Source organism: Variovorax guangxiensis (assembly GCF_003952165.1).
Classification (GTDB): Bacteria; Pseudomonadota; Gammaproteobacteria; order Burkholderiales; family Burkholderiaceae_C; genus Variovorax; species Variovorax guangxiensis.
In genome coordinates this window covers 32,006-45,378 of sequence record NZ_RXFT01000003.1, presented here as the reverse complement: position 1 = coordinate 45,378, position 13,373 = coordinate 32,006, and the positions used below count along the sequence as shown (strand labels likewise).

11 protein-coding genes are annotated in these 13,373 nt (G+C 68.1%); all 11 read right to left on the bottom strand.

All coding sequences use genetic code 11. The annotated features are described in order from the left end of the window. Nucleotides 1-84: 84 nt before the first annotated feature. Nucleotides 85-1,410: an NAD(P)/FAD-dependent oxidoreductase gene (locus tag EJP67_RS08640; RefSeq protein ID WP_126021316.1), complete on the bottom strand. Its 1,326-nt coding sequence runs from the start codon at nt 1,408-1,410 to the stop codon at nt 85-87. Nucleotides 1,411-1,483: 73 nt separating this feature from the next. After that, the gene (locus tag EJP67_RS08635; RefSeq protein ID WP_126021315.1) at nt 1,484-2,902 is read right to left on the bottom strand and encodes an aldehyde dehydrogenase family protein; all 1,419 of its coding nucleotides are present in this window, start codon (nt 2,900-2,902) and stop codon (nt 1,484-1,486) included. Nucleotides 2,903-2,935: 33 nt separating this feature from the next. Beyond that, complete coding sequence (locus EJP67_RS08630) at nt 2,936-3,289, bottom strand: cupin domain-containing protein (protein WP_126021314.1); 354 nt, start codon at nt 3,287-3,289, stop codon at nt 2,936-2,938. A 229-nt stretch (nt 3,290-3,518) separates the two neighbouring features. Next, nucleotides 3,519-4,997: an NAD-dependent succinate-semialdehyde dehydrogenase gene (locus EJP67_RS08625; protein WP_126021313.1), complete on the bottom strand. Its 1,479-nt coding sequence runs from the start codon at nt 4,995-4,997 to the stop codon at nt 3,519-3,521. Nucleotides 4,998-5,016: 19 nt separating this feature from the next. Beyond that, nucleotides 5,017-6,105, bottom strand: coding sequence for a tartrate dehydrogenase (locus tag EJP67_RS08620; RefSeq protein WP_126021312.1), 1,089 nt, complete (start codon nt 6,103-6,105; stop codon nt 5,017-5,019). 11 nt (nt 6,106-6,116) lie between these two features. Further along, on the bottom strand, nt 6,117-7,754 hold the full coding sequence (locus EJP67_RS08615; RefSeq protein ID WP_126021311.1) for an ABC transporter ATP-binding protein: 1,638 nt from the start codon (nt 7,752-7,754) through the stop codon (nt 6,117-6,119). Next, nucleotides 7,754-8,659, bottom strand: a complete 906-nt coding sequence (locus EJP67_RS08610; RefSeq protein ID WP_126021310.1) for an ABC transporter permease — start codon at nt 8,657-8,659, stop codon at nt 7,754-7,756. Before EJP67_RS08610 ends, EJP67_RS08615 begins: the two co-directional genes overlap by 1 nt. Nucleotides 8,660-8,671: 12 nt before the next feature. Then, nucleotides 8,672-9,628 (bottom strand): ABC transporter permease, encoded by a 957-nt coding sequence (locus EJP67_RS08605; RefSeq protein ID WP_126021309.1) that lies wholly within the window; start codon nt 9,626-9,628, stop codon nt 8,672-8,674. Between the two features lie 34 nt (nt 9,629-9,662). Beyond that, nucleotides 9,663-11,291: an ABC transporter substrate-binding protein gene (locus EJP67_RS08600; protein WP_126021308.1), complete on the bottom strand. Its 1,629-nt coding sequence runs from the start codon at nt 11,289-11,291 to the stop codon at nt 9,663-9,665. A 71-nt stretch (nt 11,292-11,362) separates the two neighbouring features. After that, nucleotides 11,363-12,661: an NAD(P)/FAD-dependent oxidoreductase gene (locus EJP67_RS08595; RefSeq protein WP_126021307.1), complete on the bottom strand. Its 1,299-nt coding sequence runs from the start codon at nt 12,659-12,661 to the stop codon at nt 11,363-11,365. A gap of 35 nt (nt 12,662-12,696) precedes the next feature. After that, complete coding sequence (locus EJP67_RS08590; protein WP_126021306.1) at nt 12,697-13,362, bottom strand: haloacid dehalogenase type II; 666 nt, start codon at nt 13,360-13,362, stop codon at nt 12,697-12,699. Nucleotides 13,363-13,373 lie beyond the last annotated feature (11 nt).

The following is a 13,373-nucleotide window of genomic DNA, read 5'->3' as shown; positions in this document are numbered from 1 at the left end:
GCGACTGCCATCGGTGGCGCCGCGCGTGGTGCGGGGACCATAGGCGAAGGGGCGCCGGCCTGGTGCGGCAAACCCGCAACCGGTCTAGAAATCAGCCACCTTGCCCCACATCGACTTCTTGAACCGTGCGGGGTCGAAAGGCGCGGGATCGAGTATTGGCTTGGCCCCGGACACCAGGTCGGCGATCAGGTGCCCTGCGCCGGGACCGATGCCGAAACCATGGCCCGAAAAGCCCGCAGCCAGGATGAGCCCGGGAACCTGCGGCAGCTCGCCGATCCCCGGTACGCCGTCGGGCGTGCTGTCGATGTAGCCAGCCCAGGTGTTGGCGATGCGGGCTCCGCGCAGCGCAGGCAACAAGTCGACGGCACGGCGGTGGGTTTCGCGGACACCCGCAGGGTCGGGCTTCGGGTCGAGGATGCGCGCCCGTTCCATCGGTGTGGGCGCGTCCAGCTTCCATCGAGCCCGGGTTTCGTGGCCCCAGCGGATGCCCTCCAGGCCGCCGGGAAACACGTTGCGCCAGCGCTTGGCGAACATCGGGATGAATTGCGGCGCGAAGCGCACCAGCTGCGCTGTGGGGTCGGCGCGCCCTCGCCCGCTGATGGCCAGGACGTAGTGTCCGTCGGGGCGGCGCGTGACGGCGACGCGCGGGCTCGTCAAGGCGGCCGGCAGGCTCTGATCCACCGGCGCCAGTCGTACGATCGATTGGCGAATCGTGGCGACCGGAAACTGCACACCGAGCTGGTTGCAGAACGAGGACGCCCACGCGCCGCCTGCGAGCACGGCGCTGCGGGTCTTGATGGTCCCCGCTTCGGTCACCACGCCGCAGAGCCGGCCGCCTTGCATCTCGATGCCGCGCGCGGCGCAGTTCTGGTGCACCGTGCCGCCAAGTTTCATGAGCGCGGCTGCCACGGCGGGCGCTGCCTTGGCCGGATCGGCCGTGCCGTCGCTGGGTGAGAAGACGCCGCCTTTCCATGCGCGGCCGGTCGCCCGGCCGCGCTCGGAGGCCTCGCGGCCGCTCAGCATGTGCGTGGTCACGCCAACCGTCGTCGCGAACTCGCGCCATTTGGCCCAACCGGCAATCTGGGCTTCGTCGTTGCTGAGATACAGCAGGCCGCAGCGCTTGAAGCCGGTGTCTTCGCCGCTGTCTGCGGCAAACTGATCCCACAGCTCAAGGCTCCGGGTGGACATGGGCAGTTCGCGCGCATCGCGATTCTGCTGACGGCACCACCCCCAGTTCCGGCTCGATTGCTCGGCGCCCACGCGCCCCTTTTCCACGAGAGCGACCTTCATGCCGCGCTTGGCCAGGAAGTAGGCAGTGAATGCTCCAATGATGCCGGCGCCGATGACGACGACGTCCGCATGGGTCGGCAGATCGGGGCTGGACTCAACGGGAAACAGTGGTGCAGGCATTCTCGGGATGTCCGTGAAGGGGCGGTGAAAACGTGAAATATGTTTATTTCGATTGTTGGCAGATCCTGCTGGATCAGTAGCCAAGGACTGCCTTGGTCTCGAGATATTCCTCAAGCCCGTGAATGCCGTATTCGCGGCCATTGCCGGACCGCTTGTATCCGCCGAACGGCGCATGGCTGTTCCAAGCCGGATAGTTGATATGCACCTGGCCGGCGCGAAGTTGCATGGCTACGCGCTGCGCTCGCTCCCGGTCGCCAGACTGCACGCTCGCACCGAGGCCATAGACCGTGTCGTTCGCAATCGCAATGGCCTCTTTCTCGTCCCGATAAGGAATGATGACCAGCACGGGACCGAATATTTCTTCCTGCGCCACTCTCATGTCGGGCGTCACATCGGAAAACACGGTCGGCTGTGCAAAATAGCCACGCGTCAAGCCGGCGGGCCTGCCCGGACCGCCGCAGACCAGCTTGGCGCCCTGTTCGATTCCGCTGGCGATCAGCTCCTGCACCCTCGCATACTGCGCAGCGTTTGCGATCGGGCCCATCGACGTCTTTGCGTCGCGCGGATCGCCAACCGTGATGCCCGCTGCCGCCGCTTGTGCCAATGCCTCCACCTCGGCCAGCCGTGACGCGGGCACCAGCATCCGTGTCGGCGCACTGCACGACTGGCCCGCATTGCGCATTCCTGCCAGCACGCCCTTTGCCACGCCTTGTTCAAAGTCGGCGTCGTCCAGAAACAGGTTCGGCGACTTGCCGCCCAGTTCCTGCACGACGCGTTTCACCGTCACCGCAGCTGCTTGGGCCACGAGCACACCGGCTCGCGTCGATCCGGTGATGGAGATCATGTCGACATCGGGGTGCGCCGCCAACGACGCACCGACCACCTCCCCCCTGCCCCCGACCAGATTGAAGACACCTGCCGGCGTGCCGGCGTCGTGCATCACTTGCGCGAAAAGCTGCGCACTGTACGGTGACAACTCGCTGGGCTTCAGGACGATCGTGCAGCCCGCGGCGATTGCCGGCGCGACCTTGGCGGTGATCTGATACAGCGGCCAGTTCCATGGCGTGATCAGGGCGCATACGCCGATCGGCTCTTTCGAAATGGCGACGCCGCCATCCAAGGAAAGAAACTTGTAGCGCTGAAGCACTTCCATCTGGGCACGGACATGCGCGATCCCGAAGGGCACATGGGAGGCCCTGGCGAATCCGATGGGCGCACCCATCTCCGCCACGATGGCTTGCGCGAACAACTCCGCGCGTTCCTCCAGCAGCGCCAGGATTCGCCCCAAGAGCGCAAGCCGCTCCTCGACGGTGCTTCGCGAAAACGTCTCGAAAGCGCGCCGAGCCGCAGCGACAGCCAGGTCCACATCCGTCGACGAGCCCGCTGCGACGTGCCCGATGACCTCTTCGGTAAATGGGTCGACCACCGCAATGCTTGCGGCATGGGTGCGGTCTTGCCAGCCCCCATCGATGTAGAAGCGGGTGTCGTCCATGAGAGCTTCAGTTGTCATCACGACGTGTTCCGGTCAAGCCGTGACCCACACCTTGCGGACGGTTTCGATGGTGCGCCACGTTCCGACATAGCCCGGCTTCATGATGAAGCAGTCGCCGGCCTTGTAGGTCAACGGAGGCTGGCCTTGCTCCGTGATCTCCACCACGCCCGAAAGGATCAGGCAGAACTCCCACGTCTCTCCCTTGATGGAGTGATTGACGCCGACCGTCGACTCGAACACGCCCGCACGAACCTTGCCGTCTTTCGCGCTGTCGACGTCCCAGTTGCGGCATACGACATCGCCCTCGATGACGCGTTCCGCCGGCGGGCGGTATTCACGCGGCTCACCGAGTTGGTCGAGGTTGAAGGGGACAAGAAGCTTGGACATGTGAAACCCTGTTTGCGTTGGTCGGATGGTGGACCAATGCTAGAAAAAATCCGGCCGCGTTGATGCTGAACCATCGGTCGATAACAGCGGGAAATATGTCTTTGCTAGCGCGCACTGATGGATCGTGCGGTGGCCGTCGGCTCGTCGAGAAGGATGTGCAGTCCACCGAATGATTCGGTAGCCTGCGGTTCGGCTTTTTTCGACGCAGCCAGGGCGAAACGATGCGCCGTTACAGCTGCCCCTGGCACACGTACTTGATGTGCATGTAGTCCTCCAGCCCATGCACCGAGCCCTCGCGGCCATAGCCCGACTCCTTCACGCCGCCGAAGGGCGCGGCCTCGGCCGCCAGCGCGCCTTCGTTGACTCCGACAATGCCCGACTCCAGCGCCTCGGTCACCCGCCAGATGCGCCGTGCGTCCGTCGAATAGAAATACGCCGCGAGTCCGAAGGGCGTGTCGTTGGCGGCCGCGATGACCTGCGCCTCCGTCTCGAAGCGCGTGACCGGCACCACGGGGCCGAAGGTCTCCTCGCAGCTGCATTCCATTGTCGCGTCGGCGTTCACCAGCACCGTGGGCGCGAAATAGTTGGGGCCGTCGCAGCGCGCGTCGCGCAGCCGCTTGCCGCCGACCACGACGCGCGCGCCGCGCGAAACGGCATCGCGCACATGGCGCTCGATCTTCTCCACCGCGCGCGCGTTGATCATCGGCCCGATCTGCGAATCCGCCTGCGTGGCCGGCCCTACCTTGAGTGCGCCGACCCGCGCGGCCAGCTTGTCGACGAAGGCGTCGTGCACGCTCGCCTGCACGAACACCCGGTTCGGGCACACGCAGGTCTGGCCGCCGTTGCGGAACTTGGCGGCCATCAGGCCTTCGACCGCCGCGTCGAGATCGGCGTCGTCGAACACGATGAAGGGCGCATTGCCGCCGAGTTCGAGCGACAGCTTCTTCAGCGTGTCGGCCGAGCGACGCGCGAGGTGCTTGCCCACAGGCGTGGAGCCGGTGAAGGTGATCTTGCGGACGCGTGAATCGTCGAGCCAGGCATCGACCACCTCGGGTGTGCGTTCGCGCGAGGCGGTCACGATGTTGAGTACGCCCGGCGGCACGCCTGCTTCGGCGGCCAACGCGACCAGCGCCAGCGAGGTCAGCGGAGTGTCCTCCGCCGGCTTGCACACCACCGTGCAGCCTGCGGCGAGGGCCGGAGCGATCTTGCGCGCGATCATCGCGGCCGGGAAGTTCCAGGGCGTGATCGCTGCGACCACGCCCACGGGCTCCTTCAGCGCGAGCATGCGGCGGCCCGTCACGGGTGCCGGGATGATGTCGCCATTGGCGCGCGTCGCCTCTTCAGCGAACCATTCGATGTAGCTGGCCGCATAGGCAACCTCGCCTCGGCCTTCCGTCAGCGGCTTGCCTTGTTCGCGGGAGATGAGTCGGCCCAGGTCTTCCTGGTGCGCGAGCACGAGATCGTTCCAGCGCTTGAGGATCTGCGCGCGCTGCTTCGCGGGCACCGCACGCCATGCGGGAAAGGCTGCATGCGCGGCATCGACGGCGGCACGCGCATCGGCGGCCGTGCCGTCGGGCACGCTCGCGAACACGCTATCGGTCGCGGGATCACTCACATCGAGGCGACGGCCGTCGCCGGCTTCGCGCCATTCGGCGCCGATCAGATGCCGGCCCGGCATCAGGCTCTTGTTTTCGATTTCGAGAGTCATATGGAGCAGGGAGATTTGTTCAGGATGCGGCCACGCGCTCGGCGATCGCGATGCCCACCTCCGTGGTGGTCGCCGAGCCGCCGAGGTCGCGCGTGCGCGGGCCGTCGCGCAGTACCGATTCGATCGCGCCCAGGATGGCGTCGTGCGCCGCGCGGCCCGCGCCCTGGCCCTGGGTGAGGAAGTCCAGCATCAGTGCGCCGGACCAGATCATCGCGATCGGGTTGGCAATGTTCTGGCCGTAGATGTCGGGCGCCGAGCCGTGCACCGGCTCGAAGAGCGAGGGGAATCTGCGCTCCGGATTGAGGTTGGCCGAAGGCGCGAGGCCGATGGTGCCGGTGGTCGCGGGGCCGAGGTCGGAGAGGATGTCGCCAAACAGGTTGCTCGCCACCACCACGTCGAAGCGCGTGGGCTGCAGCACGAAGCGCGCCGACAGGATGTCGATGTGCTGCTTGTCGGCCGTCACCTCGGGGTAGTCGCGGCCGACCGCGTCGGCGCGCCTGTCCCACCAGGGCATGCTGATCGCGATGCCGTTGCTCTTGGTGGCCACCGTCAGGTGCTTGCGCCTGCGGGCGCGCGCGGTCTCGTAGGCGAAGCGCAGCACGCGGTCGGCGCCGTGGCGGGAGAACACCGATTCCTGGATCACGATCTCGCGCTCGGTGCCCTCGTACATCACGCCGCCGAGCGAGGTGTATTCGCCCTCGGTGTTCTCGCGCACCACGAGGTAGTCGATGTCGCCGGGCTTGCGGCCGGCCAGCGGGCAGGGGACGCCCTCGAACAGGCGCACCGGCCGCAGGTTGATGTACTGGTCGAACTCGCGGCGGAACTTCAGCAGCGAACCCCAGAGCGACACGTGGTCGGGCACGGTCGCCGGCCAGCCGACGGCGCCGAAGTACAGCGCGTCGACGCCCTTGAGCTGCTCCTTCCAGTCGTCCGGCATCATCTGGCCGTGCGCGGCGTAGTAGTCGGCGCTGGCCCAGTCGAAGGCGCGGCAGTCGAGTTCGAAGCCGAAGCGCGCCGAGGCGGCCTGCACCACGCGCAGGCCCTCGGGCATCACCTCCTTGCCGATGCCGTCGCCGGCGATCAGCGCAATGCGGAAGGTCGGTGTCATCTCTGTCTTTCTCATGATGCGACGGTGGCCGTTGCTGCCGCGCGGTCCACGTCGTCGAGCCAGCCCTGGCGCAGCTCGGGGACGGAGCGCGCCAGCAGCTCGTAGTAGGGGTGGTGCTGGCCACGGTCGTAGTCGGCGCGTGCCACCTGCGCGAGCTTGCGGCCGTGCTGCATCACGACGATCTCGTCGCACACCGCGCGCACCGTGTGCAGGTCGTGGCTGATGAAGAGGTACGACACGCCCAGCTCGCGCCGCAGCTCGGCCATCAGGTCGAGCACCGCCGCGCCCACCACGGTGTCGAGCGCGGAGGTCACCTCGTCGCACAGGATCAGGTCCGGCTCCGCCGCCAGCGCGCGCGCGAGGTTCACGCGCTGCTTCTGCCCGCCCGAGAGGCCGCCCGGCAGGCGTCCGGCCACGGTGCGCGGCAGCTTCACCAGGTCGAGCAGCTCGCCGATGCGCCTGCGCAGCGGCTCGCCACGCAGTCCCTTGTAGAACTCCAGCGGCCGCGCCAGGATGCGTTCGATGGTCTGCGAGGGGTTCAGCGCCGTGTCGGCCATCTGGAACACGATCTGGATGCGGCGCAACTCGTCGCGCTCGCGCTGCTGCAGCGTCGGCTTCAGCTCGCGGCCATGGAACAGCACGCTGCCGCTGCTGGGCTTGAGCAGCCCCGCCACCGCGCGCGCCAGCGTGGTCTTGCCCGAGCCCGATTCGCCGATCACGCCGATGGCCTGGCCGCGGTAGAGCTTCAGGTCGATGTCCTGCAGGATCGGCTTGGCCGGGCGCCCCTGCGCATCGACCGGGCCGTAGCCGGCCGAGAGCTGGCGCACTTCAAGCAGCAGCTCGCGTCCGTCGTCCGTGGCGTTGGCCGGCGTGCGTACCTGCGGGCGCGCGGCGGCCAGCAGGCTTCTCGTGTAGTCGTCGGCCGGCGCGGCGAGGATCTGCCCGGTGGCGTTGAGCTCGCGCATGGTGCCGTTGCGCAGCACCAGGATGTGGTCGGCCATCTGCGCCACCACCGCGAGGTCGTGGCTCACGTACACCGCGGTGGCGCGGCGCTCGCGCACCACGCGGCGGAAGGCGCGCAGCACCTCGATCTGCGTGGTCACGTCCAGCGCGGTGGTCGGCTCGTCGAGGATCACCAGGTCGGGGTCGCCGATGAGAGCCATCGCCGCCATCAGCCGCTGCAGCTGGCCACCCGAGACCTGGTGCGGGTAGCGCGAGCCGATGCCCTCCGGGTCGGGCAGCGCCAGCTCGCGGAAGAGCTGCACCGCCTTCGCCTCGGCCTCGGCGCGCCTGCACAGGCCGTGGATCACGGTCGGCTCCACCACCTGGTCCATGATCATGCGCGAGGGGTTGAAGGAGGCCGCCGCGCTCTGCGCGATATAGGCCACGGTGCGCCCCCGAAGCGCGCGCTGCGCACGTGCATCGAGCGCCAGCACGTCGGTGTCGCCGATGCGTACCCGCCCCCCCGAGATGCTGCAGCCGTGGCGCGCATGGCCCATCAGCGCCAGCGCGGTGGTGGTCTTGCCCGAGCCCGACTCGCCGATCAGCGCCAGCACCTCGCCGGGCTGCACCGAGAAGCTCAGGTTGTCGACCAGCGTGGCGGTGCCGGCGCTGATGCTCAGGTTTTCGACGGTGAGTGAGGCTCCCATCAGCGTGCTCCTCGTTCCCGGGCCTGACGGCCAGGAAGGTTGTCGATTACAAGATTGACCGCAATGGTCAGGCTCGCGATGGCCAGCGCCGGCACGATCACCGAGGCGCCGCCCATGGCCAGCGCGCCGATGTTCTCGCGCACCAGCGATCCCCAGTCGGCGGCAGGCGGCTGGATGCCCAGGCCCAGGAAGCTCAGGCTCGCCAGCAGCAGCACGATGTAGACGAATCGCAGCCCCAGGTCGGCCAGCATCGGGCCGACGATGTTCGGCAGGATCTCGCGCAGCATGATGTAGAGCGTGCCCTCGCCGCGCGTGCGCGCCACGGTCACGTAGTCGAGCGCGTTGATGTTCACCGCCAGCGAGCGCGCGATGCGGAAGGCGCCCGGCACGTAGATGATGGCCGCCGTGACCACCAGCATCGGCACCGAGGAGCCGAAGCCCGCCACCATGATGAGCGCGAACATCTTGCTCGGAATGGCCGTCAGCGTGTCGAGGCAGCGGCTGAGCGTGGCGTCGGTCCAGCGGCTGCCGGCTGCCGCCAGCAGCGCCAGCGTGGTGCCGGTGCCGCTGGCCAGCAGCGTCGCCAGCAGCGCCACGCCGACGGTGTAGCGCGCGCCCTCGATCACCAGCGCCAGCATGTCGCGGCCCAGGTAGTCGGTGCCCAGCCAGTGCGCCGCGCTGACCGGCGCGAAGACGTTCGAGGTGCCGGCGGCAGCCGCGCTGAACGAAAGCAGCCAGGGACCGAATGCCGCCGCGAGCAACCAGAAGAGCAGCACCGCGAGACCGAGCAGTCCCGAAGGCCCGAAGCCGGCGAGCCAGCGAAGCGGGTCGCGCCGGGACGCGGGTGATGGTGGCAGCGTTTGCGTGGCCGCGTTCAGGACAGGGGAAGAAGTGGACGATTCCATGATGGTTCCCCGTCAGCGGTGCCGCAGCCGCGGGTTGGCGACGATGCCGCAGACGTCGGCCGCGGTCACCAGGATCAGGTAGGCGCCGCAGAAGATCATGGCGCAGGTCTGCACCAGCGGCATGTCGCGCTGCGAGACGCCGTCGACCATCAGCTTGGCGATGCCCGGGTAGTTGAAGATGGTCTCGACGATGATCACGCCGCCCAGCAGGTACGACAGGCTCAGCGCCACCGCATTGGCGATCGGCCCCACCGCGTTGGGCAGCGCGTGCGCCAGCACCGTGCGCATTGGCGATGCCCCCTTTAGCCGCACCATCTCGATGTAGGGCGCCTCCAACTGGTCGATGACGGCCGCGCGCGTCATGCGCATCATCTGCGCGACGATCACGCAGCACAGCACCAGCACCGGCATCGCGAAGGCCTGCAGCATCTGGCCCAGCGAGTCGATGTCGCTCACGAAGGAAAGCGCCGGCAGCCACCGCAGCTTCACCGCGAACACCAGCACCGCCAGCGTCGCCACCAGGAACTCCGGTACCGACACCACCGCCACGGCGCCCGTCGAGGCGGCGCGGTCTAGCCAGGATCCGCGCCACACCGCCGAGGCGATGCCAATCGTCAATGCGATCGGCACCGAGAAGAGCGCCGTGACGGCCGCCAGCAGCAGAGAGTTGGGCAGGCGGCTGGCCACGAGCTCGGCCACCGGGGTCTGCGTGCTGGAGGAGAGACCGGGGTCGCCCTTCAGCATGCCGAGCAGCCACTTCGCGTAGCGCTCGGGCGCCGGCACGTCCAGGCCCATCTGGGCGCGCAGAGCCGCCACCGCTTCGGGCGTGGCGTCCTGGCCGAGCTGTTCCTGCGCGGCATCGCCGGGCAGCACCGCGGTGATCGAGAACACGACCACCGACACAGCCAGCAGCGACAGCAGCGCCAATGCGATGCGCTGGCCGAGTAGCTTGAGGATTACGCGGTTCATGGCGAGCATCCCGGAGAACGGCGGCTCGCGGCCGTCATGCCTCGAGCCACACGTTCTCGGCGAACTGATAGCCCATGAGGCCGCCCAGCGGGATGGGCGACAGGCCCTTGAGCTTGGAACTGTGGCCGTCGATGCTCGAGAGGAACAGCGGAATGCCGATGCCAGCGTCCTGGTGGATCATGGTCTGCATGTCGGCGTACATCTGCTTGCGCTTGGCCAGGTCGGTCTCGGCGCGCGAGGCCAGCAGCAGCTGGTCGAACTTGTCGCTCTTCCAGCGCGACTCGTTCCACGCCGCACCCGACTGGAAGAACTGCGTGAGCAGCACGTCCGCGCTCGGGCGCGGATTCACGTTGCCGAAGCCGACGTGGCTGTTGAGCCAGTGGTTCGACCAGTAGCCGTCGGCCGGCATGCGCTTGATGTCCAGCTCCAGGCCCACGCGCTGCGCCGTCTGCTGCAACATGAGGGACATCTCCACCGAGTACAGCGCCACCGGCGAAGCCACGATCGGCACCTTGCCCGTGATGCCGGCTTTCTGCAGGTGGAACTTCGCCTTCTCGGGGTCGAAGGGCCGCTGCGGCAGGCCCGCGAAGTGGAAGCGGTTGGTCGGGTCGATCGGCTGGTCGTTGGCGACCACCGCGTAGTCGAGCGCGATGGTCTTCTTCATCTGCTCGCGGTCGAACAGGTGCTTCATGCCCAGCACGAAGTCGGGGTTTGCACCGGGGCCCACGTCCTTGCGCATCACAAGGTCGGAGTACTGGCCCGACTGGGTGACGAAGATGCTGAAGCCGGGCGTTCCCTTCACGCGCTCCACCGAACGCGGGTTGACGACGCCGACGAGATCCATGCCGCCCGACAGCAGTGCGTTGACGCGCGCGCTCTCGTCGCCGATGCCGACGAACTCGATCTCGTCGAGGTACGGCTTGCCCGGCTTCCAGTAGGCCTCGTTGCGCACCACCACCGAGCGGATGCCGGGCTTGAATTCCTTGAGCTTGTAGGGGCCGGTGCCGATGCCGGCGTTGAAATCGGTGGTGCCGTCCTTGACGATGTGGAAATGATAGGTGCCCAGGATCACCGGCAGGTCGGCGTTGGGCGCGCTCAGCACCATGGTCACCTCGTTCGGGCCCGTGGCCTTCACGCTCTCGATCTGGTCGGCGAGCACCTTGGCCTTGGAGGCGGTGGCCGGGTCCTTGTGGCGCATCACCGAGAACACTACGTCGGCGGGCGCGAGCGGCTTGCCGTCGTGGAACACCACGCCCTTGCGCAGCGTGAACACCCAGGTCTTGGCGTCTTTGGTGTTGAACGATTCGGCCAGCGCGGGCTGCGGCGTGAGGCTGCCGTCCAGCGAGGTCAGGCTGTTGTAGACCATGTTGCAGCGCGCGTAGTCGGTCTGGTTCGACTGCTTGGCGGGGTCCAGCGTGTCGGTGGCCGCGGCGGTGGCGCCGGCCACCCGGATGCGGCCGCCGCGCCGCGGCGTCTGCGCATGCGCCGACAAGGCCACGCCCGCGAGACTGCCGGCCAGCGTGGCCTGCATGCCGCCGGCCATCAACATCGACAGGACGTCGCGCCGCGTGGCGCCGCGCCGAAGCGATGTCATCACGCGAAGGCTTTCGTCGGGGCCGACGAGGTTCTGGAAGCTCTTGTAGTCGCTGCTGCTGTCGCTCATGGTGGGTGCTCCTGGGGGGGCCGTGGGGTGGAAGAAATCAGTCGGAAGAACGAACGCCGGACAGCCCGCTCTCAGGCCAGCCTGTCCTTGAGCCGGTAATAGAGGCCCACCGCCGGCAGGAACCACGGCGGGCCGAAGTGGCCGGGAATGGCGGGCCAGTCGCGGCCCTGCCAGGGGTTGGCTCCGGCATCGCCGCCAATCACGGCGGCCATGCGCTGGCCCATGTGCACCGACATCTGCGTGCCGTGGCCGCTGTAGCCCATGGCGTAGTAGAGACCGTCGCGCTCGCCGGCGTGCGGCAGCCGGTCCTGCGTCATGTCGACGAGGCCGCCCCAGCAGTAGTCGAGCCGTACCGCGCCGAGCTGCGGAAAGGTTTCGGCCAGGCCGGCGCGCAGGATGTCGCCGCTGGCGGCATCCGACTGCGGGCTGGAAACTGCGAAGCGCGCCCGGCCGCCGAACACCAGCCGGTGGTCGGGCGTGAGCCTGAAGTAGTGGTGGATGTTCGCGATGGTGGTGTAGGTGCGCCGCGCCGCGAGCAGCGCCTTCGCGCGCTCTTCGCCCAGCGGCTCGGTGACGACGATGAAGCTGCCGATGGGCACGATGCGCCGGCGCAGCCAGCCGAAGCTGCCGTAGCCGCCATGGCGCGTCGCGCCCGTGGCCAGCAGGACCTGCTGCGCGGTGACGACAGCGCCGCGCCCGGTGTGCAGCCGGTGGGCATGGCCGCTGCCGCCGATGCGCTCGATGCGGCTCACCTCCGTGCCGGTATGAATCGAGGCGCCGCCGCGCTGCGCGGCCGCTGCAAGCCCGCCGGCGAAGCGGCCCATGTGCATCTGGCCGCTGCGCTTGTAGAGCAGGCCGCCGTGGAAACGCTCGCTGCTCACCTCGGCGCGCACACGCGTGGCGTCGAGCACTTCGACGTCGCTGTCCACGCCGTCGTCGATGAGCCGCCGCGCGCTGCGCTCGAGCGCGGCCATCTGGTTCGCCCGCGTGGCGAGCTTGAGCTTGCCGTGGCGCAGGAAGTCGCAGTCGATGGCTTCCTCGCGCACCAGCCGCTCCACCGTGTCGACCGCGTCGTCGTAGGCGCGATACCAGCCGCGCGCACGCTCCACGCCGACCTTGGCCGCCACATCGGCGTAGTCCACGGCCAGCCCGTTGTTGACGTGCCCGCCATTGCGCCCCGAGGCTTCTGCCGCCACCCGCGTGCCGGCCTCCAGCACCGCGACGCTCGCGCCGCGCCGGGCCAGCGCGAGCGCCGCCGACAGGCCGGTGAAGCCGCCGCCGACGATGGCGACGTCGACCCGCCCCGGCAGCTCGCGTGCCTGGGGCACGAAGGCGGGTGCCGAATCGGTCCAGTAGGAGTCGAGCTTCATGGCGTGGTGCTGTGTGTGGCTGCGTGAAAGGGAGATCAGAGGCCGACGACGCCGGGCAGGCCGCCGATGTCCTGGATTTCCGTGTAGCGGTAGGCCGGGTTGCCGGGGCCGTGGCCGCGATTGACGAACACCTTGTTGACGATGCCCAGGTCGTCGGCAGACATCAGGTCGTAGCGCAGGCTGGACGACACGTGCAGCACGTCTTCGGGGTTGCAGCCCAGCGAGTCGAGCATGTACTCGAAGGCCGTCAGGCGCGGCTTGTAGGCCTGGGCCTGCTGCGCGGTGTAGACGCGGTGGAAGGGCGCGCCCAGCATCGCGACGTTCTTCTGGATCTGGTCGTCCGATGCGTTCGACAGGATCACCAGCGGGATTTCCTTGGCGACCTTCGCCAGGCCGGCCGGCACGTCATCGTGCGGGCCCCAGGTGGGCACCGCGTCGTAGATCTTCTGCGCGTCGAGGTCGAAGTACTGGATCTTCCACTTGCGGCACAGGCGCCGCACCGCGTTCTTCAGCACCACCTCATAGGGCTGCCATGCGCCCAGCACTTCGTCGAAGCGGTAGGCGGTGAAGTCCGCATGGAACTCCTCCATGCGTTCTTTGGGAATGCGGTCGGCAAACAGGTCTGCGGCCATCTCCTTCATGCGGAACCGGGTGAGGGTGCCGTAGCAGTCGAAGGTCACGTACTTGGGACGGAAGGTCATGGTCTCGATCC

What these genes read in the sequence shown, in the direction of transcription:
- EJP67_RS08640 (WP_126021316.1), bottom strand. Translation starts at nt 1,410, where the DNA reads ATGCCTGCACCACTGTTTCCCGTTGAGTCCAGCCCCGATCTGCCGACC.
- EJP67_RS08635 (WP_126021315.1), bottom strand. Translation starts at nt 2,902, where the DNA reads ATGGACGACACCCGCTTCTACATCGATGGGGGCTGGCAAGACCGCACC.
- EJP67_RS08630 (WP_126021314.1), bottom strand. Translation starts at nt 3,289, where the DNA reads ATGTCCAAGCTTCTTGTCCCCTTCAACCTCGACCAACTCGGTGAGCCG.
- EJP67_RS08625 (WP_126021313.1), bottom strand. Translation starts at nt 4,997, where the DNA reads ATGACTCTCGAAATCGAAAACAAGAGCCTGATGCCGGGCCGGCATCTG.
- EJP67_RS08620 (WP_126021312.1), bottom strand. Translation starts at nt 6,105, where the DNA reads ATGACACCGACCTTCCGCATTGCGCTGATCGCCGGCGACGGCATCGGC.
- EJP67_RS08615 (WP_126021311.1), bottom strand. Translation starts at nt 7,754, where the DNA reads ATGGGAGCCTCACTCACCGTCGAAAACCTGAGCATCAGCGCCGGCACC.
- EJP67_RS08610 (WP_126021310.1), bottom strand. Translation starts at nt 8,659, where the DNA reads ATGGAATCGTCCACTTCTTCCCCTGTCCTGAACGCGGCCACGCAAACG.
- EJP67_RS08605 (WP_126021309.1), bottom strand. Translation starts at nt 9,628, where the DNA reads ATGAACCGCGTAATCCTCAAGCTACTCGGCCAGCGCATCGCATTGGCG.
- EJP67_RS08600 (WP_126021308.1), bottom strand. Translation starts at nt 11,291, where the DNA reads ATGAGCGACAGCAGCAGCGACTACAAGAGCTTCCAGAACCTCGTCGGC.
- EJP67_RS08595 (WP_126021307.1), bottom strand. Translation starts at nt 12,661, where the DNA reads ATGAAGCTCGACTCCTACTGGACCGATTCGGCACCCGCCTTCGTGCCC.
- EJP67_RS08590 (WP_126021306.1), bottom strand. Translation starts at nt 13,362, where the DNA reads ATGACCTTCCGTCCCAAGTACGTGACCTTCGACTGCTACGGCACCCTC.